The sequence below is a fragment of the Microbacterium sp. NPDC089190 genome (assembly GCF_040701795.1).
Lineage (GTDB): Bacteria > Actinomycetota > Actinomycetes > Actinomycetales > Microbacteriaceae > Microbacterium > Microbacterium galbum.
In genome coordinates, this window is record NZ_JBFBHF010000005.1 from 215,089 (window position 1) to 236,158 (window position 21,070).

General features: G+C 72.6%; 17 protein-coding genes. 11 read left to right on the plus strand and 6 right to left on the minus strand.

The genetic code is table 11. The features are described from left to right. Positions 1-73: 73 nt before the first annotated feature. The 4 genes from AB0230_RS16795 to AB0230_RS16810 are packed head-to-tail and all read left to right on the plus strand — an operon-like array spanning position 74 to position 4,060. Complete coding sequence (locus AB0230_RS16795) at positions 74-1,318, plus strand: ABC transporter substrate-binding protein (RefSeq protein WP_366376979.1); 1,245 nt, start codon at positions 74-76, stop codon at positions 1,316-1,318. Continuing rightward, entirely contained in the window at positions 1,315-2,190 is an 876-nt protein-coding gene (locus AB0230_RS16800) for an ABC transporter permease subunit (protein ID WP_366376981.1), read from the plus strand. Before AB0230_RS16795 ends, AB0230_RS16800 begins: the two co-directional genes overlap by 4 nt. Further along, positions 2,187-3,023 carry an ABC transporter permease subunit gene (locus tag AB0230_RS16805; RefSeq protein WP_366377047.1) on the plus strand — a complete coding sequence of 279 codons (837 nt, stop codon included), beginning with the start codon at positions 2,187-2,189 and terminating at the stop codon, positions 3,021-3,023. Before AB0230_RS16800 ends, AB0230_RS16805 begins: the two co-directional genes overlap by 4 nt. Continuing rightward, positions 3,020-4,060: an ABC transporter ATP-binding protein gene (locus AB0230_RS16810; protein ID WP_366376983.1), complete on the plus strand. Its 1,041-nt coding sequence runs from the start codon at positions 3,020-3,022 to the stop codon at positions 4,058-4,060. The genes AB0230_RS16805 and AB0230_RS16810 overlap by 4 nt, the downstream gene beginning before the upstream one ends. Before the next feature lie 113 nt (positions 4,061-4,173). Here the strand turns inward: AB0230_RS16810 and AB0230_RS16815 are convergent, their stop codons facing one another. The 4 genes from AB0230_RS16815 to AB0230_RS16830 form a co-directional block, all read right to left on the minus strand. Then, positions 4,174-5,643, minus strand: coding sequence for a hypothetical protein (locus AB0230_RS16815; protein ID WP_315993896.1), 1,470 nt, complete (start codon positions 5,641-5,643; stop codon positions 4,174-4,176). 204 nt (positions 5,644-5,847) lie between these two features. Next, positions 5,848-7,734 (minus strand): FAD/NAD(P)-binding protein, encoded by a 1,887-nt coding sequence (locus AB0230_RS16820; protein ID WP_366376985.1) that lies wholly within the window; start codon positions 7,732-7,734, stop codon positions 5,848-5,850. Further along, positions 7,731-9,083 carry an NtaA/DmoA family FMN-dependent monooxygenase gene (locus AB0230_RS16825; RefSeq protein ID WP_363577592.1) on the minus strand — a complete coding sequence of 451 codons (1,353 nt, stop codon included), beginning with the start codon at positions 9,081-9,083 and terminating at the stop codon, positions 7,731-7,733. The genes AB0230_RS16820 and AB0230_RS16825 overlap by 4 nt, the downstream gene beginning before the upstream one ends. Further along, positions 9,080-10,285, minus strand: coding sequence for an LLM class flavin-dependent oxidoreductase (locus AB0230_RS16830; RefSeq protein WP_366376987.1), 1,206 nt, complete (start codon positions 10,283-10,285; stop codon positions 9,080-9,082). Before AB0230_RS16830 ends, AB0230_RS16825 begins: the two co-directional genes overlap by 4 nt. A gap of 315 nt (positions 10,286-10,600) precedes the next feature. Here AB0230_RS16830 and AB0230_RS16835 point away from each other — a divergent pair, with 315 nt between their 5' ends. Genes AB0230_RS16835 through AB0230_RS16860 form a run of 6 tightly spaced genes read left to right on the plus strand, consistent with a single transcriptional unit; the run spans position 10,601 to position 18,487 of the window. Beyond that, the gene (locus AB0230_RS16835) at positions 10,601-12,016 is read left to right on the plus strand and encodes an FAD-linked oxidase C-terminal domain-containing protein (protein ID WP_366376989.1); all 1,416 of its coding nucleotides are present in this window, start codon (positions 10,601-10,603) and stop codon (positions 12,014-12,016) included. A 43-nt stretch (positions 12,017-12,059) separates the two neighbouring features. Continuing rightward, entirely contained in the window at positions 12,060-13,706 is a 1,647-nt protein-coding gene (locus tag AB0230_RS16840) for an ABC transporter substrate-binding protein (protein ID WP_366376991.1), read from the plus strand. 35 nt (positions 13,707-13,741) lie between these two features. After that, positions 13,742-14,758, plus strand: coding sequence for an ABC transporter permease (locus AB0230_RS16845; protein ID WP_366376993.1), 1,017 nt, complete (start codon positions 13,742-13,744; stop codon positions 14,756-14,758). Continuing rightward, on the plus strand, positions 14,755-15,663 hold the full coding sequence (locus AB0230_RS16850; protein WP_363577601.1) for an ABC transporter permease: 909 nt from the start codon (positions 14,755-14,757) through the stop codon (positions 15,661-15,663). The genes AB0230_RS16845 and AB0230_RS16850 overlap by 4 nt, the downstream gene beginning before the upstream one ends. Beyond that, positions 15,660-17,306, plus strand: a complete 1,647-nt coding sequence (locus AB0230_RS16855; RefSeq protein ID WP_366376995.1) for an ABC transporter ATP-binding protein — start codon at positions 15,660-15,662, stop codon at positions 17,304-17,306. The genes AB0230_RS16850 and AB0230_RS16855 overlap by 4 nt, the downstream gene beginning before the upstream one ends. Next, positions 17,303-18,487: a PLP-dependent aminotransferase family protein gene (locus tag AB0230_RS16860; protein ID WP_366376997.1), complete on the plus strand. Its 1,185-nt coding sequence runs from the start codon at positions 17,303-17,305 to the stop codon at positions 18,485-18,487. Before AB0230_RS16855 ends, AB0230_RS16860 begins: the two co-directional genes overlap by 4 nt. Positions 18,488-18,623: 136 nt before the next feature. On the opposite strand, the gene AB0230_RS16865 is transcribed toward AB0230_RS16860, so the two are convergent. Together AB0230_RS16865 and AB0230_RS16870 are read right to left on the minus strand one after the other, a co-directional pair. Continuing rightward, the gene (locus AB0230_RS16865) at positions 18,624-19,634 is read right to left on the minus strand and encodes an LLM class flavin-dependent oxidoreductase (protein WP_363577607.1); all 1,011 of its coding nucleotides are present in this window, start codon (positions 19,632-19,634) and stop codon (positions 18,624-18,626) included. Then, a complete protein-coding gene (locus tag AB0230_RS16870) occupies positions 19,631-20,347 on the minus strand; it encodes a GNAT family N-acetyltransferase (RefSeq protein ID WP_366376999.1) in 717 nt (238 codons plus the stop codon). The genes AB0230_RS16865 and AB0230_RS16870 overlap by 4 nt, the downstream gene beginning before the upstream one ends. A 169-nt stretch (positions 20,348-20,516) precedes the next feature. On the opposite strand from AB0230_RS16870, the gene AB0230_RS16875 reads away from it, so the two are divergent. Further along, the gene (locus AB0230_RS16875) at positions 20,517-21,017 is read left to right on the plus strand and encodes a GNAT family N-acetyltransferase (protein WP_366377001.1); all 501 of its coding nucleotides are present in this window, start codon (positions 20,517-20,519) and stop codon (positions 21,015-21,017) included. Positions 21,018-21,070 lie beyond the last annotated feature (53 nt).

A 21,070-nucleotide genomic window follows, 5' to 3' on the forward strand; every position in this document is an offset into this window, starting at 1 on the left:
CGATCACCCTCCGCTTCCCCATACCCTAAGTCCGCACGCGACCTGCGGTCGCCGGTCCCGACCGAGGAGCCCCATGACCCCCCTTCGACACCGACGTCGTCTCGCCGCGATCACCGTGGCCGCGGCATCCGCCCTGTTCGCCCTCACCGGCTGCGCCGCGCCCGCGGCCCCCGACACGGCGGAGTTCGCCGACTGGGATGCCGTGCTGTCGGCCGCGAAGGGTCAGACCGTGCAGCTGTGGATGTACGGCGGCGACGACCAGGGCAACGCCTACATCGACGACGTGCTCGCGCCCGCGGTCGCGGAGTACGGCGTGACGCTCGAGCGCGTTCCCGTCACCGACACCCGTGACGCGCTGAACCGCGTCTTCACCGAGCTGCAGGCCGGCCGCGACGACGGCAGCGTCGACCTGGTGTGGGTCAACGGCGACAACTTCCGCACGGGCAAGGATGCCGGGGCGTGGCGCTGCGGCTGGACGGGGATGCTGCCCTCGATGGCGAACACCTCGGCCGACGACCCGCTGCTGCAGTCCGACTTCGGCACCCCCGTCGACGGCTGCGAGGCGCCGTGGCACAAGGCGCAGTTCACCCTGGCGTACAACGCCGAGGCGATCCCCGACCCGCCGACCACCCTCGCCGGGGTGCTCGACTGGGCCGACGCCCACCCCGGCCGGTTCACGTATCCCGCGCCGCCGGATTTCACCGGCTCGGTGTTCGTGCGCGAAGCCCTGGCGAGCGTGTCGGGCGGAGCCGACGAGGTGCCCACGGCCTTCTCCGAGGACGCCTTCGACGAGCTCGCACCGGCCCTGTGGAGCCGGCTCGATACGCTCGCGCCGAACCTCTGGCGCGGCGGCGACACGTACCCCGCCAACGAGACCGAGCTCGGCCGGCTGTTCGCCGACCGTCAGGTCGACATGACCATGACCTACGGCCCGGCGACGCTCACGGGCCTCGTGGCTGACGGCACCTACCCCGCGCAGACGAAGGTGCTGACGCTCGAGGACGGAACGGTCGGCAACGCCAGCTTCCTCGGCCTGCCCGTCAACTCCGACGCCGCAGCGGGCGCGATGGTCGTCGCGAACGTGGCCCTCTCGGCCGAGCAGCAGGCGAAGAAGGCCGAGCCCGACGTGTGGGGGCAGTTCCCCGTGCTCGACCTGCACGCCCTGTCGGCCGAGGACCGCGCCCTCTTCGACGCCCTACCGGTCTCTCCCGTGGTGCCGCCGTACGACGAGATCTCGCGCAACGCGCACGGCGAGCTCGCCGCCGAATGGGTCCCCGCGCTCGACGACGGCTGGCGGCAGAACGTGCTGTCGCGGTGACCTGGGCGCCCGTCGCCCGGCGCGCCGGCTCGCCCCGCGAGAAGCTGCGCGGGGCGCTGCTGGTGCTGCCCGCCGCCGTGCTCTCGCTCGTGGTGCTGGGCGGCGGCATCGGGGCGACGGCGCTGCAGGCGTCCGGGCTGCTGCCGGTGGTGGGGCGGCCCACCCCGGGGGTCGCGGCCTTCACCGCGCGTCCGGGCGAGCTGTTCGCCGCCGTCGGCGTCTCGCTCAGCGTGGCCGCGGTCAGCACCGTGCTGGCGGTGATCATCGGCACGCTCGCGGCGATCGTGATCGTCTCGCGCACGCGCAGCAGCCGCGCGGTGGCCGCCCTCGGCACCCTCACCGTCACCATCCCGCACCTCATCGCCGCGGCCACCGTGGGGCTGCTGCTGTCGGACGCCGGCGTGCTGCCACGCCTGCTCGGCATCCCTCCCGAATCGTGGGCGCCGTGGGTCGGCGGCCCGCTGTGGGGCGCCGCGATCGTCGAACTGGCGTGGAAGGAGTCGGCGTTCATCGCCCTCATCGTCACGGGCACGCTTGCGACCCGCATCCAGACCTACGACGAGACCGCGGCGCTGCTCGGCGCGGGTCGCGCGCAGCGCTTCCGCCACGTGCTGCTGCCGTTGACGGCGCCGACGATCCTCATCGGAGCGGCGATCAGTTTCGTCTACGCTCTCGGCTCCTACGAGGTGCTGTGGTTGCTGGGACGCACCTCGCCCGAGCCGCTGCCCGTGCTCGCGGTGCGCCTGTTCCAGGGCGTGTCGCTCGACTCGCGACCCGAGGCGGCCGCAGTGGCGCTGGTGACGAGCGCGCTCGCCCTGGCCGCGGTGGCCCTGACCTTCGCCGCGCTCCGGCGGACGGCGGCGTGGCGATGACCGCCGTCGACAGCCCCCTCACCCGCTCGCGCGGCGCCGGCAAGGCTCTGCGGCGACTGCTCGCCGTCGTCCTCGCGGTGTGGTTCGCTCTGCCCTTGCTGCCGCTCGTGCTGTGGTCGTTCGCCGACCGCTGGAGCTTCCCGTCCGTGCTCCCCACCGCCCTCGGCATCCGCTCGATCGACCAGGCGATCGCGTTCGGCGCGGTGCCGGCGCTGGGCCGCTCGCTCGTGCTCGGGATCCTCGTCGCGATCACGGCGACGCTGTTGGGTGCGCTCGCCGCCCGCGCGCTCACCTTCGGGGCCGTGCCCGGGGCGCGGTTCGTCTCGGTGCTGCTGCTCGCGCCGATCGCGCTCCCGCCCTTCGCCGCGGTGCTCGGCGTCAACGTCGTGCTGCTGCGCGCGCACGTGCCCTCGCTCGTCGGGGTGGCGATGGTGCTGACGGTCATGGCGCTCCCCTACACGGCGTTCGTGATGCGCACCGCCTACGGCGCCTACGACCGCTCGTACGAAGAGGAGGCGCGTCTGCTCGGTGCCGGGCGCCTGCAGGTGCTGCGGCGCGTGCAGCTGCCGCTGATCGCGCCGGCGCTCGCGCGCGCCGCGTTCCTCGCCTTCCTCGTGGCGTGGAGCGACTACATCGTCACGCTCATCGTCGGCGGGGGAGAGGTGGTCACCCTGCCTCTCGTCGTGGCGTCGGCGGCCGCGGGCCTCGGTAACGACGCCGCCGTGGCGCTGATGTCGCTGATGTCGATCGTGCCCCCCGTGATCCTGCTCGTCGGCGTCCTCGCTCTGGGGCATCGTCGGCACCCCCGCACCCGGAAAGAGGTGGTCGCGTGAGCGCCGACCTGGTCCTGACGGGCCTGACCAAGACCTTCCCCGCCTCGACGGCCCCCGCTCTCGACGACCTGTCGCTGACGGTCGCCGCGGGAAGCTGCACCGCGGTGCTCGGACCCAGCGGCTCGGGTAAATCGACCCTGCTGCGCGTGGTCGCCGGCCTCGAGACCCCGGATCGAGGGACGGTCGCCATCGCCGATCGGGACGTCGCCCCCATCCCCGCCGAGCAGCGCGGCGTCGGCATGGTCTTCCAACGGTCGCTGCTGTTCCCGCACCTGTCGGTGCTCGACAACGTCGCATTCTCGGACCGGGTGTCCGGGATGCCGCGTGCCCGCGCCCGCGAGCGCGCAGAGCGGTACCTCGACACCGTGCGCCTCGCCGGCTACGGCCGACGCCGGGTCGGGGAGCTGTCGGGCGGGCAGGAGCAGCGCGTCGCGATCGCGCGCGCCCTCGCCGCCGAGCCCGCCGTGCTGCTGCTGGACGAACCGTTCAGCGCGCTCGACTCGGCGCTGCGGGCCGACATGCACGACCTGCTCGAAGCGGTGCGCGCCGACGTCGCCCCGACGATCCTGCTCGTCACGCACGACCGCGACGAAGCCGCACGGGTCGCCGACCGCATCGCGCTCGTCGAGCACGGCCGGCTGCTGCACGAGGGCACGGTCGTCGAGGCCTACCGCCGCCCGGGGAGTCTGCGCGCGGCCGAGCTCATGGGCACGCGCAACGCCGTCCCCGGCGAGGTGCGCCGCGGCATCCATCGCAGTGCGCTCGGTGAGCTCGCCGCGACGGGTCTCGCCGACGGAGCGGCGACGCTCGTCTTCCGCCAGGAGGACGTGCGGGTGGGCGACCGACCGGATGCCGCCTCCCTCGGCGTCGTCGGAACGGTCGGGGCGCGGCGGCCGGTGGGTGCGCGCAGTGAGGTGACGGTGCGCGCGGGCGCGCTGACGCTGCACGCGGAGGTGCCATCGGTGTCGGGCCTGCGGCCCGGCGATGAGGTCGCCGTGTCGATCGCGGCCGAGCTCGCGCACGTCGTCGCGGGCTGACGTCGAGCGGGGCGGCCCGGCCGACGGGGCGCGCAGAGCGCACCCGATCAGCCCGTACCGGCAGCATGCGCCGCGAGCCGGGATCCTCCGACCCGCGGCTTCCCGCACGCGGCTCAGGCCGTACGCGCGCCCGTCTCGCGCACCGCGGTCAGACCCGAGGGGCGCGCGGTCACCGTGGCGCCCGGACGCACCGTCGGCAACGGCAGGATGCGGCGGAGCTCCTCGTTCTCTCCCGGGTCGAGCACGGAGTGCTGCACGCACGCGGGCACCAGACGGCCGTCCTCGGGGTGCGCCATCGCGTACATGCACGCGCCCAGGCGCTCCTGCGTCTCGCGCAGCAGCGGGTCGTCGGCGACGACGCCCTCTTCCATGAGCTTCCACGCGGGCGCGACCTGCTCGGCATCCATGAAGTTGTGGATCACGAAGGTCTTGAACGACACCTTGCCGCGGCGGGCCGCCGACACGACCTGTCGCAGACCACCCGCGCGGCGCAGCACGCGCGCCATCAGGCCGATCAGCGGAGGGATGTCGCGCGGATGCGACGCGAGGGCGCGCACGACCTTGACGGCCAACACGTGACGGGGGATGCCGCCGAAGATCATGCCGCCGAAGTGCGACAGGAACCTGTCGCGGGCCGCGATGTCCTTCGGGTCCTCGGGGTCGAGCACGGGGGCGAAGGTCTTTCCGACGCGCACACCCACGGTCGAGCGGTTGCAGCGCGGGTCGCCGAACTGCGTCGCCTGCCACGGCAGCTTCTGCCCCGCGCCGGCCTCGATCTTCTCCCACACCGCGTCGATCGTGACCTCGCCGAAGTCCTCGCGCCAGCGGCGGTCGTCGCCGATGAACGCCGCCGGCTGGAACGACATCATGTCGAACGGCATCTCGAGCACGTCGCGCGTGACCTGCTCGACCTCCGCGACGTTCGAGGGGGTGACCGTCATGTTGTGCGCGAGGTAGCTGCTCACGCCGTGGTCGCGCTTGAGGTCGACGAACATGCGGGCGAACTTCTCGCGGAACGGGTTGAGCTCCGCCTCGCCGCGGGGGCGCACGGCACCGCGACGGCCGCGCATGAGCGAGTCGAAGTGCGCCGCGAACGACACCTTGTCGAAGCGCGGCTTGCCGTCCTCGTCGAGGACGACGTCGAGCAGGTAGTCGTAGTCGAAGTCGCCGTGCGTCATCGACATGGGCTCACGGCCGACGGCGCGCATGGCGAGCAGGGAGCGGGCGTGGTCCTCGGCGCTGAGCAGGCTCACCTCGCCGCCGATGAGCTGGGCGTGGGCGCGTGGTCCGCGCACCTCGCGCAGATAGTCCATCTGGCGGGTGACGTTGTCGACGGTGTGGTCGCCGTCGATGCGTACCTTGTTGGCGTCCGCCGAGTGGTAGCAGGGCGAACACGTGAGGTTGCACTTGGGGAAGACGCCGTGCGTCCCCTCGCACCCGACGGCGCTGCGCCCGAGCAATTGACTCGGGGTCTTGGCGTGTTCAGGCAGTTCCGCCCACCGCCGGTCGAGGGCGCGGCGCGTCTCGGGGTGGATGGGGCGGGTGTCGAGTTCGAACCGCCGGAGGGTCGTCGCCAGTCGCATGTCGTCCTTTCGTGGCGTCGTCGCACTACGAGAAGTCTTCGCCGCGCGCCCGGGTTCGGATTGCGCAGGGCTCCATCCTGCCTCCACGCGGCGTCGATGCGGCGCGCCGGGGCTGATCGGCGCCGAAGAATCCCGTGGATGCGGTCCTGCCGGAGGTCGGGACGCACAGTGGCCTCCGGGCCTCCGCGCGGGTTCCCGATCGGATCAGCGGATGCCGGCGACCCGACGTGTCGTGACGGCGGCCATGACCGCCCCCGCGACGCGGTCGGTGTGGCGGAGCGAAAGGGCGTTGGAGTTCGGTCGGGTGAAGGCCCCGGCCTCGAGCCCCGCGGTGAAAGGACCCAGCGCGAAGAGCGTCTCCTGCGCGATGCCGTCGCGCGAGACCACCCGCCCGTCGGGGTCGACGTCGATGCGGCCGAGGGAGCCGGCGAACTGCTCGTCGGCCACGTGCACCTCCCGCCCGTGCCGGGTCGCGAGCTCGCGCAGGGCCGGGTTGTCGCTCGCTGCCGCGGCGGGTGCGGGCAGCCACGCGTCGACGAGAGCGGCGGCGACGACCTCGCCCGCGCGGCGGGGGGAGGTCGCGACGAAGCCCCGGGGCGGGTCGAGGTGCACCGTCAGGTCAGGGCCGAGGAAGCGCACGACGCCCGCGTCGGCGAGCGCGAGCAGCTCCTCCAACCGGTGCGGCGGCGGTCCCGACGCGACGTAGCTGAAGAAGGTGTGCCAGGTGACGGGCAGGTCGACCGCGCGCGAGCGTGCGCTCCATCGATCGACCGGGATGTCGCCGAGCGCGAGGAAGGACCCGAGGATCGTGAGGAAGAGTGCCTGCGTCGTGCTGTGCTCCGCCGAGGTGCGCAGCAGCAGATCGTCGGCGATGTGCCGGCGGACACGCGCGTGCACCGCCCGCTCATCGAGGAAGGTCTCCTCGCCCAGCGGGACGTCGAGGGTGCGCACGTCGAAACGGTCGAGGGGATCCGGCACCACCTCGGCGACGGCGCGACGCAGCGCCGCTGTGTCGCCGTCGACGGCCCGCAGCGTCGCGCGGAACGCCTCCCACGTGGTGCCGACCCGTTCGGGATGCCCGGTGAAGAGCTCGCGATAGTGCGCCCACACGAGCTCCCGCGCGATGAGCGGCCACACGTCGTCGACGAAGTCGATGCTGCCCGGTCGATCCAGCAGCTCGGCGATGGCCGCGGGCGTGAGCACTTCGCGCTCGGGTGCATCGCCCTGCACCTGGGACGCCACCTTCGACCGGTACGGCACACCGCGCCGCGACCCGAGGTGCAGACGCGGCTCGCGCCCCGAGGCGGTGTAGGCGAGCTTGCCGTCGGCGCGGCGCGAGAAGCGGCCCCCGCGTCCCTGGGTCAGGAGCACGACGGCATCCACCGACGCCAGTCCCATCCCCCGCACGATGACGTCGGCGCCGGGTGCGAGGCGCGACAGGTCGGCGTCGGCGGTGAAGGCCGGCTCGAGGTAGACGAAACCCGCGGCGGCGGCTGCGGCGCTCACGTCGAGGGCGGTGCCCTCGGGCTCGCGTCCGTTGTGTCCGACCGCGTAGACGACGACGTCGCCGCTCAGGCGCGTGCCGTCGGCGAGTGCGACCTCCCACCCTTCGGGGGTGTCGTCGACCCACTGCACGCTGCCCGGATGCCATCGCACCTCGACGCCGGGCGGGGCGATGGCGACCGTGCGACGCCAGAACCAGTCGAGGTACAGGCTCTGCAGGCGGCGCGTCGGAAAGCTGTCGCCGCGCAGACCGTGCACCTCGTCGGTCAGCGCGGGATCGTCGATCCGCACATCGGGCAGGCGCCCGTCGCGCACGCGCTCCGCCCACTCGATGAGGGAGGGGCCCGAGCGCACCGGACCGGAGATCACACAGCTGTCGTCGGTGAAGACCGTCACGTCGCGCGCCATGGAGTTGAGTTTCAGCAGCGGTGACTGTTCGTACCGCCAGATGCGGCCGCCCCCGGGCGGGAACGGGTCGACGAGCGTGATGCGCAGGGGCGCGGCCGTGGCGCGCGTGCGCCGTGCGAGCAGGCGCTCCACGAGCATCACCGCCCGCGGTCCCGCCCCCACGATCACGACGTCGCTCACGGCGCGGTGACCCGTTCGCGAACCGCCGGCAGCCCCAGCAGGTCGTGCAGCGTCGCACCCTCGTCGTACGAGCGGCGGTACGAGCCCCGCTCCTGCAGCAGCGGCACGACCCGGTCGGCGAACTCGTCGAGACCGTGCGGGGTGACGTGCCCGACCACGGTGAACCCGTCGGTCGCCCGCTCCTGCACGTAGCGGTCGATCTCGGATGCCACGTGCTCCGGCGTCCCGACGAAGGTGTGGTTCGCCGTCAGGCGGATGACGAGTTCGCGGATGCTGAGGTTCTCGGCCGCGGCCTGGTCGCGCAGCTGCCCGACCCGGGCGCGGATCGCGGCGTGCCGGCCCGCGAAGCCCTGTGCGGTCTCGACGCCCGTGTCGGGCTCGACGTCGGGGAGAGGCCCGTCGGCGTCGTAGTCGCTGAGGTCGCGGTTCCAGATCTGCTCGAGATACGTGACCGCCGTCTGCGGGCGCACCTGGGCGAGGGCGATCTCGCGCGAGCGCTCGCGGGCTTCCGCGGCGGTGTCGCCGAGCACGAAGGTCGCGGCGGGCAGGATCTTCAGGGAGTCCTCGTCGCGGCCGTGCGCGGTCAGCCGCCCCTTCACGTCTCGGTAGAACTGCTGCGCGTCGGCGAACTCCGTGTGCAGCGAGAAGATCACGTCCGCGTGCGCGGTGGCGAAGTCGCGACCGTCGGCCGAGTCGCCCGCCTGCACGATGACCGGCCGCCCCTGCGGCGAGCGGGGCACGTCGAGAACGGCGTCCACGTCGAACAGGCGCGACGCGTGCCGCACCCGCGCGATCGCCCCGGCCCGCAGGAACGTTCCGGTCTCGGCATCCGCCTCGATCGCGTCGTCGCGCCACGAAGACCACAGCGCCTTCGACAGCTCGGCGAACTCCGAGGCCCGCACGTAGCGGTCGGCGTGGTCGAGGTAGCCGCCGCGGCGGAAGTTGGCGCCGTGGAAGGCGTCGGAGCTGGTCACGGCGTTCCATCCGGCACGGCCGTTCGACAACAGGTCGAGGGTGCCGAGCTGACGCGCGAGCTCGTACGGTTCGTTGAAGGTGGTGTTGAGCGTGCCGACGAGCCCGATGTGCTCGGTGACCGCGGCCAGCGCCGTGAGGATCGCGAGGGTGTTCGGGCGCCCGGCGACGTCGAGGTCGTGCAGCTGCCCGCGGTGCTCGCGCAGGCGGAGCCCCTCGGCGAGGAAGAGATAGTCGAACAGGCCGCGCTCGGCGGTGCGGGCGAAGTACTCGAACGACGAGAAATCGATCTGGCTGCCCGCGGCCGGGTCGGTCCACACCGTGGTGTTGTTCACACCGGGGAAATGGGCGGCGAGGTGGATCTGCCGACGGGTCATGCGCCGACCTCCTGACGGGCGTAGCGACTGGCGGGGCGGGGGAGTCCGAGACGTTCGCGCAGCGTCGCCGCTGCGTCGTCGGGCCGCAGGATGCCGGCCTCCGCCGCCCGCGGGACGACGCTCGCGGCGATGGCCTCGAGGTCGGCGGGCAGGCGGGCCGGACGCAGGCGGATGCCGTCGACCCCGGCCGCGGCCAGGGCCCGCAGCTCGTCCACGACATCGTCGGCGGTGCCGACGACCACGCGGGCGTCGGTGGTGAGCGTCGCCCGATCCTGCAGGCGGTCCCACACGGCGGAGGCGGCCTCGCGCGTCTCCTCGACGAGCACGAGCACATCGGCGAACACGCGCAGCGGCTCGTCGAGCGTGCGCACCGCGTCCGCGGCATCCCGCAGCTCATTGAGGATGCCGGTCACCGACGCCGCGTCGGAGGGGGTGATGAACACCAGGTCGGCGTGCTCCGCGGCGAAGCGGTAGGGCACGCTCTGGTGCGCGAGGGCGGTGATCAGCGGCTGGCCCTGCGGGGAGCGCGGCACGATCGAGGCGCCGGTGATCGAGAAGAACTCGCCCGCGTAGTCGATGTTGTGCACGCGGTCGCGGTCGAGGAATCTGCCCGTCTCGAGGTCGCGCACGATCGCCTCGTCCTCCCACGAGTCGGCGAGCCGGCGGATCACCTCGGCGACCTCGCCCGCCTCGCGGAACGCACCGAGCAGCGCCGGGTCGTCCTCGACCCGACCCGACGCGGGCAGGCCCGCAGGGCCGCCGGTGCGGCGTCCGAAGTTGGCTCGCTCCTGCTCCGTCGATCCGGCCACGAGCCGCACGCCCCCGCGTCCGCGGCTCGCGTGATCGAGCGTCTGCAGCCCGGTCGCGACGTGGAAGGGCTCCGGGTGCGCCGTCGTCACCGTGGGCACGAGGCCGATCCGGCCCGTGACCGGGGCCAGGAACGACGCCAGCAGCACCGCGTCGAGGCGCCCGCGGACGCGGTCGCGCCGCGTCTCGGCATCCGGTTCGCTCGAACGGCCGCCGAGGCTGAGCGCATCCTCGATCGTGGCGAAGAGCACCCCGGCGCCTTCGGCGGTGCGGATCAGATCGCGCCAGTACGCGGCTGATGTCAGTGCGGTGGGGTGGGCGCCGGGCTCGCGCCAGGCGGCGGGATGCCAGCCGGCCCCGTCCAGGGCGACGGCGAGGTGGATGCGGTCCGGCATCGAGGCTCCTTGTTCTGCGGGCGGCGGATCAGCGGGCGGCGGATCGTCTTCACTGTCGCGCGAGGGTGGCGCGGGCCTCAATCGGTGACGTAACGCAACGCCTCGCAGCGACACGTTCGCCGACGAGGCCGCGGAACTTAGCGCTTCCCGCCGGACGACGCACTCCTCGGAGCGGTCTGTGACGCCGCGCGACGCGGCGTTTCCGACGGTGACGGGGCGCTACGGCCCGTGTCGGCCGAGGTGAGGGCGGCGGCACCGGGGCCTACCTTCGGCCGGAGTCCCGTCGCCCATCGCATCCCGGAGAGAGGTTCGCCCATGAGCACTTCCGTCGTCGTCGCCCCGCTCACCGGTCTGCCCGCCCTGCTCGACGCCGTGCGCGAGGTCGCCCCGCACCTCGACGTGCGCGCGCCCTCGGCCGCGACGGCCCCCTTTGCCTTCGACGCCGGAACCGCTCCCCGTCACGGGGAGGCGGACGAGGACGGGCCCGCGGTCGCCTTCCCCTACACCGTCTCCGAGGTGCAGCAGCTCGTGCTCCTCGCCGGGCGGCACGGGGTGAGCATCGTCGCGCGCGGTGCCGGCAGCGGGTTGTCGGGAGGCGCCTCGGCGACCCGTCATCAGCTCGTGGTGTCGACGGACCGTCTCGATCGCATCGTCGAGGTCTCGCCCGCCGACGAGGTCGCGGTCGTCGAACCCGGCGTCCTCAACGCCGCCCTCAACGAGAGGCTCGCGCCCCTCGGCCTGTTCTACGCCCCCGACCCCGCGAGCTGGCGCATCTCGACCATCGGCGGCAACATCGCCACCAACGCCGGGGGCCTGCGCTGCGCCAAGTACGGCGTCACCCGCGAGTCGGTGCTCGCCCTCGACGTCGTCCTCGCCGACGGGAGTCTCGTCTCGATCGGCCACCGCTCGATCAAGGGCGTCACCGGCCTCGACCTCGTCTCGCTCTTCGTCGGATCCGAGGGGGTGCTCGGCATCGTCGTCGGGGCGACCGTCCGCATCCGACCACTCCCCGTCGCCCGCCGCACGGTGACGGCGTTCTTCGACTCCACCGCGGCGGGGGCCGCCGGCATCGGCGCCATCACCGCGTCGCGCGTGCGCCCGAGCGTCATCGAGTTCCTCGACGAGCCCACCCTCGTCGGCATCGACGCCGCGCAGGAGTCGGGACTCCGTGCCCGGGGCGCGGCCCTGCTGCTCATCGAACTCGACGGCTTCGGTATCGACGAGCAGACCGCCGAGCTCACCGTCGCCCTCGAGAGCGCCGGCGCTCGCGTGCGCGTCGAGAGCGACGCGGATGCCGAGACGCTGTGGGAGCTGCGACGGTCCGGGCGCCGGTTCGACGACGACTCGTGGTTCGTCGGTGGAGATGTCGCCGTGCCGAAGTCGCGCATCGCCGAGGTCTTCGCGGGCTTCCCCGCCCTCGAGGAGCGCTATGGCGTCGCCGTGAGCGCCGTCGCTCACGCCGGAGACGGCAACCTGCACCCCGTCATCACCCTGCCCATCCCCGCCGGCGCTGATCCCGCCGCCTTTCCCGCGGTCCTGCACGACGCGGCCGACGACCTCGTCCGCGCGGCCCTCGCCGTCGGCGGCACGGTCAGCGGAGAGCACGGCATCGGCACGGTCAAGCGCGAGCTCGCGGCTGAAGAGCTCGCGGAACGCGTGCGCGTGGCCCAGCTCGCGATCAAGGACGCGCTCGATCCGACCGGGCTCTTCAACCCCGGAAAAGCCCTCTGAAACCCGTTCCCCACAGCACCTCCCCACAGCACAAGGACTCGTCATGAACCTTCGTCTCCGACGCCTCCTCGGCGTCGCCTCCGCCCTCACCGTCGGGGCCGTCCTGCTCAGCGGATGCGGCGCCGGTACCGCAGCCGGCCCGGCCGAGAGTTCGACGCCGAAGCCCGGCGGCGACCTCGTCTTCCTGATCGACTCGCTCGGCGCGACCTGGATCCCGAACAACAGCGCGATCTCGAGCTACCAGGGCCAGATCTGGGGCAACCTCACCGACAAGCTGATCTACGTCGACGCCGAGGGCACCCTCAGCCCGTGGATCGCCGAGAGCTGGGACGAGAACGCCGGCAAGACGCAGTTCACCCTGCACCTCAAGGACGGCGTCACCTTCTCGGACGGCACGCCCCTGGATGCCGCCGCGGTCGTCGCGAACATCGACATCTGGGCCAAGGGGCGCCCCGACGACGGCATCAACCGCATCGGCCTGTTCCCCTCGGCGAACTACGTGGGCGCCGAAGCGGTGGATGCCACGACGGTGACGGTGTCGTTCTCGGCTCCGACCCTGAGCTTCCTCCCGACCCTGGCCTACCACGGCTCGATCCTGATCTCGCCGGCGACCCTCGCCCTCCCCGCCGCGCAGCAGGCCGACCTCACGAAAGACATCGGCAGCGGCCCGTTCGTCGTCGAGAAGGTCGCCGAGGGCGACAGCGTCGTGCTGAAGAAGCGCGACGACTACGACTGGGGCCCCGAGGCCGTCGGCCACGAGGGCCCGGCCTACCTCGACACGATCACCTACAAGCAGGTCGCCGAGCCCACCCTGCGCACCGCCTCGGTCGAGTCGGGCCAGGCGCAGGTGGCGTACAACGCCAGCCCGCAGGATCTCGAGGCGCTCAAGGGCGAGGGACTGACCGTCGAGACGCCCCGCTACCTCGGGTTCGTCAACGGGTACGCCCTGAACACCTCGGTGGCTCCCTTCGACGACATCACGGTGCGCCGGGCCGTGCAGCACGGCATCGACCGTGACGAGATCCTCTCGACGGTCTACACCCCCGACTGGTTCGCGGCCGAGTCGCTGTTCCAGAGCACGGTGCCCGAGGCCACCGACCACACGGCCGACTTCGCTTACGACCCCGACAAGGCCGTGGCCCTGCTCGACGAGGCGGGCTGGACGAAGGGCGCCGACGGCGTCCGCACGAAGAACGGCCAGAAGATGTCGTTCACGCTCTACCCCAACCCCTACCTCCAGGCGTCGCAGTCCGTCGATGAGCTCGTCGACCAGCAGCTGACGAACCTCGGCTTCGAGGTGAACCTCGAGACCTACGACGTTCCGACCTACGGGCAGAAGGTCATCGGCAACGCCGCGGTCCCCGCGAACGAGATCACCCGCAGCTTCGTCGACGTCGGGACGGTGGCCGGCGTCCTGACCTCGCAGAAGAAGGGCGACGAGGACTGGTTCAAGGTCGGCACGTCGGATGCCACGCTGAACGACCTGTCGACGCGCATCGCCACGGCCACCGACCGCGACGCCCGCGCGAAGGTGGCCGACGAGCTGCAGGGCTACATCCTTCAGCAGGGCTACTTCGTGCCGCTCACCCAGATCGTGCAGCGCGTCTACGTTCAGGCGCCCGAGGTGAACGGCGTCTCGTACAACGGCCTCGCCTACGCGTACTACCTGGACGCCTGGCTCACCCGCTGACGTCCTCCCGACCTTCGCGAACGAAAGGAGAGAGCATGCTCGGCACCTACGGCCGCTTCGCGCTGCGGCGCACGGGCCAGGCGCTCGTCGTCGTGCTGCTGGCGTACCTGTTCACGTTCTTCGTGATCAGCATCCTGCCCGGCGACCCGATCACGAGCACCCTGCGCAACCCCGACAACGGCTTCACCGAAGACGACATCGCCCGCATCGTGTCGTACTACGGCCTCGACCAGCCGTGGTGGGTGCAGCTGGGGTCGTCGCTCGGGCGCTTCGTCGTCGGCGATCTCGGCGTCTCCCTGCGCTCGAACCTGCCCGTCGGAACCCTCGTGCTCGACGCGCTCGGCTCGACGCTCAGTCTCGCGGGGGCCGCCCTGCTGGTCGCCGTGGTGCTGGCCGTCGCGATCGCGTACGGCACGCAGTTCCTCCCGCCCCGGTTCGGTCAGGGAGTGCTGCGCTCGCTGCCCTCGCTCTTCCTGTCTGTGCCGAACTTCGTGATCGGCCTGCTGCTGATCCACGTGTTCGCTTTCGGGCTCGGGCTGTTCAGCATGATCGACACCGAGACGCCCTGGGGAACGTTCTTCGCGGCCGTGGCCCTCGGCATCCCGGTCTCGGCGCAGCTCGCCGAGGTGCTCATCGCCTCGCTCGACCACGAGTCGCGGCAGGAGTACGTCGCGGTGGCGCGCTCACGCGGCCTCGGTCAAGGCGCGCTGTTCCTGCGTCACCTCGTGAAGCCCTCCGCGCTGCCGACGGTGACCGTGCTCGCGCTGATCGTCGGCGAGCTGCTGGGCGGCGCGCTCATCACGGAGGCGATCTTCGGTCGCGTGGGCATCGGGACCCTCGTGGAGCAGGCCGTCGCGAGCCAGGACCTTCCGGTGCTGCAGGCGGTGGTCTCTCTCGCGGCGATCGTGTTCGTCGTGGTCAACCTCGTCGCCGACCTGGCCTACCCGCTCCTCGACCCGCGGGTGTCGATCGGCTCGCGCGGGAGCACCGTCGCCGCCCCCGCGGCCGATGCACCCGCACCGGCGCTGCGTGAAGAGGTGAGCATCGTATGACCGCCGCACCCCTGTCCCCGGTCGCGGCCCCGGTGCCGTCCGCGGCCGACCCGTCGCCGGGATCGGTGTCGGGATCCGCCCCGGGCGGGCCGCTCGCCCGCATCCGTGGCATCCGTCTGTCCGTTCCGGTCGACGTGATCGTCTCGTTCGGGGTCGTCGCCGTGGTCGTGGCGTTCTCGCTCGCGCCGTGGCTCTTCACCGCGCAGAATCCGGCGCAGGGCGTGCCCGCCGACAAGCTGCAACCGCCGAGCGCGGCGCATCTGCTGGGCACCGACCACCTCGGTCGCGACCTGTTCGCCCGCATCGTCTTCGGCGCGCAGTCGTCGGTGACGAGCGCCCTGGTCGCCGTGGCGATCGGGGTCGTCGTCGGGGGCCTCATCGGCCTGCTCGCCGGGTTCCTCGGCTCGTGGACCGATACCGTGCTCGCCCGCTTCGTCGACGTGCTGTTGGCGATCCCGGCGTTCCTGCTCGCCGTCGTGATCGTCAGCTCGCTCGGCTTCCAGACGATCAACGCCGCGATCGCGACGGGCGTCTCGGCCGTGGCGGTGTTCGCGCGGGTCATGCGGTCCGAGGTGCTGCGCGTGCGCTCGTCGGTGTTCGTCGAGGCGGCGCGGCTGCAGGGCGGATCGACCCTGCACGTGCTGTTCCGGCACGTGCTCCCCAACGCCTCGCGCTCGCTCATCCCGCTCGCCGTGCTGCAGTTCGGGCTGTCGATCCTCGTCATCGCGGGGCTCGCCTTCCTCGGCTACGGCGATCCGCCCCCGGCATCCGACTGGGGTCTGCTCATCTCGGCGGGCAAGGACTACCCGCGCGCGCCGTGGCTCGTCGTGTGGCCGGCCCTGGTGACCGTGGCCACCGTGCTCTCGATCAACCGCATCAGCCGGTGGCTGAGGAGGACGTCATGACCATCACCCTTCCCCTCCGCGAGGAGGCGGGCGCGACGCCCGCGCCCCTGCTGCACGTGCAGAACCTCTCGGTCGCGTACGGGCGCACCCCCGTGGTGCACGACGTGTCGTTCTCGATCCCGCGCGGCGGCAGCCTCGCGCTCATCGGCGAATCCGGGTCGGGGAAGTCGACGATCGCACGGTCGGTGCTGCGGCTTCTGCCGCGCGACACCGGTCGGGCGAGCGGGCGCGTGGAGTTCGCCGGCGACGAGGTGCTGGGGCTTTCCGAGACGCGGTTCCGGCCGTTCCGCGGCCGCCGCATCGGTTTCGTCCCGCAGGACCCCTCGCACGCGCTCAACCCCGTGCGCACGGTCGGCGCGCAGGCGCTCGAGGCGGCGGCGCTGACCGACGCCCCCGGCCGCCGCGCGGCCGTCCTCGACATCTTCGCCCGGGTGGGTCTGCCCGACCCGGCCCGCGTCTACGACTCCTACCCGCACCAGCTCTCCGGCGGCATGCTGCAACGCGTGCTGATCGGCCTCGCGGTGCTGCCGCGGCCCGATCTGCTCGTGGCCGACGAGCCCACGAGCGCCCTCGACGTCACGATCCAGAAGCGCATCCTCGACCTCCTCGACGAGCTGCGCGGCGAGCTCGGAATCGGTCTGCTGCTGATCACCCACGATCTCGCGATCGCCGCCGAGCGCACCGACGAGATCGTGGTGCTCAAGGACGGGCGGGTCCAGGAGGCGGGCGCCACCGGAGACGTCTTCGCCGCGCCGACGTCGGATTACACCCGGCAGCTGCAGGCCGACGCCCCGGCCCTCAACCCCGACCGCTACCGTCACGCCGACGGGCGCGGGGTCGACGCGTGGACCACCGACACCACCGCCGCCCGCATCGAGGTGCGCGAGATCTCGAAGAGCTTCGTCGTCGACGGCACCGCTCGCGCCGCCGTGGCCGGGGTCTCCTTCCGCGTCCCGCCGGGCACGACCCACGCGCTCGTGGGCGAGTCGGGTTCGGGGAAGACCACCACCGTGCGCCTGCTGCTGGGGCACGAGACCCCCGACGCCGGCGAGATCCTCGTCGACGGCGCGGCGGTGACCGGGCGCACCGAGGCGGAGCTCCGCGGCATCCGTCGTCACCTCCAGCTCGTGTACCAGAACCCCTTCACCTCCCTCGATCCCACGTGGAGCGTCGGGCGGATCATCCGCGAACCGCTCGACCGGTATCGCGTCGGCACGCGCACCGAGAGGTCCGCCAAGGTCGCCGAAGCCCTGGATGCCGTGGGCCTGCCGCCGCAGCTCGCTCGCCGCCGCCCCGACGCGCTGTCGGGCGGCCAGCGTCAGCGCGTCGCGATCGCCCGGGCCCTGGTGCTCGAGCCCGACGTCATCGTGCTCGACGAGCCGACCTCGGCCCTCGACGTCACCGTGCAGGCGGGGGTGTTCGACGTCCTCCGCCGCCTGCAGCGCGAGCGCGGCCTCACCTACCTGTTCGTCTCGCATGACCTGGCGCTCGTGCGGCAGATCGCCGACACCGTCTCCGTGCTCCAGGGCGGACGCGTGGTCGAGGCCGGACGCGTGGCCGACGTGCTCTCGCACCCGCGCGAGGAGTACACGCGCGCCCTCGTCGACGCGATCCCGTCCCCCGATCTCCGGAGCTCCCGATGACCGTTCTCGCCCCCTCCCGTCCCACGCTCGTCCGGGCCTTCAGAGCGCCGAAGGGGTTCGGCGACCAGACCCTGCGCGATCGCCGTCCGGACGCGATCGAGCTGCTCGGCGGCATCCCGGATCCGTCCGTGCTGCCGACCGCCGAACTCACCGAGGCCACGGCCCGCGTGCTCGCCCGGCCCGGCGCGCCGTCGCTGCAGTACTCGCGGACCGAGGGCATCCCGGCGCTGCGCGAGTGGATCGCCGCCCACGAGGGCGTGGCCGTGGAGCGGGTGCTCGTCACCAACGGCGGATTCCACGGGCTCGCCGTCGCGGTGCAGACGGTGCTGGAGGGCGGCGACCTCGTCGCGGTCGACAACCCGGTGTTCCCGCTGTTCCTGCGCGGGCTCGAGCTCGTCGACGCGCGCGTGCTGCCCATCCGCGTGGGGGCCGAGGGGCTCGACGTCGATGCGCTCGCCGCGGAGCTGCGCGCCGGAGCCCGGCCCGCCGCGGTCTACACGGTGCCCGAGTTCCACAACCCGTCGCAGTCGTCGCTGCCCACGGCTCGCCGCCGCGAGCTCGTCGACCTGGCCGAGAAGTACGGCTTCGTCGTCTTCGCCGACGACCCCTACCGCGAACTGCGTTTCCACGGCGAGCCCGAGTCGCTCGCCCCGTTCCACGACTCCGACCACGTCATCCACGTCAACACCTTCACCAAGACCCTCGGCCCGGGTCTGCGCCTGGGCTGGGTCGTGCTTCCCGAACGCCTGGTCCCGGATGCCGTGGCCCTGCGCAGTCGCCAGGACTCGCACTCGTCGACGCTCGTGCAGGCCGTGGTCGCCGAATTGTTGACGGGGGACGCCGGGCTGTTCGACCGGGTCCTCACGGGCGCGCGGGAGCTGTACCGGTCGCGGGCGCACGCCCTGGCCGAGGTGCTCTCGGCATCCGGTTCCTTCGACGTCACGGTGCCCGACGGCGGACTGTTCCTCTGGCCGCGACTCGTCGACGACCGGGTGGATGCCGATCGCCTCGCCGCCGACGCGAGCGCCGAGGGCGTGGAGTACCAGCGCGGCTCGTTCTTCCCCTCGGGGCCGGGGACGGATGCCGACCGGCACCTGCGCCTCGCTTACGGCGACGTCGACGAGGAGCGTCTGCGCGAGGCGGCGGCGCGGTTGGAGCGGGCGGTGGCGCGGCAGCTCTGAATCGCGCGGCGGGACCGACCGCACTCGCGCAGGCTGGGCGGTTCGCGGCTCTCGCGAGCCGCGCGACCCCGAGTTCTGCGCGGTTGCGGTGAGCGGCGCCCGGTCAGTGATCGCCGGTCTCACGCCGCGACGGGCGTCAGGTGGCAGGCGCCCATCCCAGCAGCGGCCCGAGACGCCCCGCGATGTCGTCCAGGATCTGCGCGTAGTCATCGGCCGCGAAGTCGAACGGCAGCGCGAAGGCCACCTCGTCGACCTCCGGGAACGCCCGCGACGACAGCAGGCGCTCCGCGATCTGCTCCGCGGTGCCGACGAGGTCTTCGGCGAAGAGCAGCCCGCGCGGGCCCTGGGGGATGCCGACCCGCCCACGCCGCGCATCGGCATAGGCCTCGTAGCGCCGGCGCTGTTCGGGAGTCGCCGAGTCGGTGGGGATGACGACGAGTCCCTGCGAGACGCGGGCGTGCTCGCCCGCGGGATGCGACTCGCGGTACAGCCGGATCTGCGCGTGCTGCTCCTGGTCGAAGTCGGTGCTCTCGCCCGCCTGCACGACGCTGCTGGTCAGCAGGTGGAAGCCGTTCTCGGCCGCCCAGGCCGCCGACCGGGCGCTTCCCGCCCCGTACCAGAGGCGTTCGGCCAGGCCGGGGGAGTGCGGCTCGACGCGCTCGGAGAACTCCTCGATCCCCTCGATGCCGGCGCGGGTGCTCACGGGTTCGCCGGAGATGAAGCGGCGCAACCGCGCGAGGCGTTCGTACCCGAACTCCTCGTGCTCGACGGTGTCGGGGTACAGGGCAGCGGCGACATCATCGAGACGCGGGGGAGGGCCCACCGAGAAACCCGGCTCAAGGCGACCGCCGGAGAGGACATCGACGGTGGCGAGGTCCTCGGCCAGCCGCAGCGGGTTCTCCCACCCGAGGGGGATCACGGCCGTCCCGAGCCGGATGCGACTCGTGCGCTGTGATGCCGCGGCGAGCACCGCGACGGGAGAGGAGATCCCGTACTGCAAGTGGCGATCGCGCAGCCATGCGCTGTCGAAGCCGAGGTCCTCGCCCCGCTCGATGATCGACAGCGTCGTCTCGTGTCCAGCCCGCGGATCGTCGCGGTCGAACAGGCCGATGGTGAGGAAGCCGAGGGAGCGCAGGCGGCGGGTCATGCCGGCGTACGCACCGCCGCGAAGCGGTTGCGCCGCCGCAGCGCGAAGCCGAGCTTCTCGTACGCGGCGATCGCGTTGACGTTCGTCGCGGCGGCGTGCATCATCGCGCGATCGCCGCGCTGCTGGATGTGGAAGGCGACGTCGAGCACGAGGCGCGAGGCGAACCCCTGGCGCCGGTGGTCGGCATCCACCGCCACCGCACTGATCTCGGTCCAGCCGGCGGGATGCAGACGCTCGCCCGCCATGGCGACGAGACGACCCTCCCGACGGATGCCGATGTACCGGCCGAGCTCGTACGTGCGGGGTCGGAACGGGCCCGGCTGGTTGCGCTCGACGAGCGCGATCATGTCGGCGGCGTCATCGGCCCCGAGCTCGATCGCCTCCTCGAAAGGGCGCGTGTGCAGGGCGTCGGTCTCGACGAGCTGTACGCCCTCGCCGCCGCCGAGGTACTCCCAGCCCGCCGGGAGCTCGCCCTCGTAGCCCGACAGGCCGACCTCGGCGCCGGGTCCGACGAGCGCGTGCAGGGCGTCCCACACCCCGGGCTCGTCCCACGAGCGCACGGCGACGAAGGGTGCGACGTCGGCCGGATAGCGCCGCGCGAGGTCGCCCCCGATCGCGAACGAGGCGTGCGGGCCGGCGAGCGAATGCCACGCGGCGTTGTCGAGGACGGTGGCGTCGGCGTGGGGGAGAGGCAGGGTCGAGGCGGAGGTCACCGGGACACTCTGCGCCGGTCGCGGGCGCGGTGCAACTCGTCGGTCATCACGCGCAACCCGGAGCCGCGAGAAGGGCTGCCATTTCGTGTCCCGAGCGACGCTGAGAGGCGTGTTACCGGTCGTTTCGCCGTCTCGTTCCGTCCTCCGGGACGAAGGCGATACTGACCAGATGACGGCTTCGCACGCGACATGGGTCCTCGAGAGCGTCGAGTGGGACGACCGCCGCGCGGTCGCGCTGCGCGAGGCGATGGATGCCGAGGTCTCCCCACGCTATGCCGAGGTCTTCGCCGCCTTCGATGCCGAGGTCGCCGCGCTTCTCGCCGAGGACTTCGCGGTCGATCCCGCGAGCATCGTCGACGCGGTGCTGGTGATCGACGCGTCGGGGGAGCCCGTCGGGCATGCGGCGCTTCGTGCCCTCGGCGACGAGCTGGAGGTCAAGCGGGTGTACGTCGACCCGAGGGCGCGGGGCCGGGGCGCCAGCCGCGCGCTGATGGCGGAGCTGGAGCGCCTGGCGCGCGGGCGCGGCGCCGACAGACTGATCCTGCAGACCGGCGATCGTCAGCCCGAGGCGATCGCGCTCTACGAGAGCATCGGGTACCGGGCGGTCGAGGTCTTCCCGCCGTACCAGCGGTTCCCGTCGTCGAGGTGCTTCGCCAAGCCGCTGCGCTGACCGAGCGCGGGGCACCCGACGCTTGCGCGACGCGGCCGAATTCTGTGCGGTTC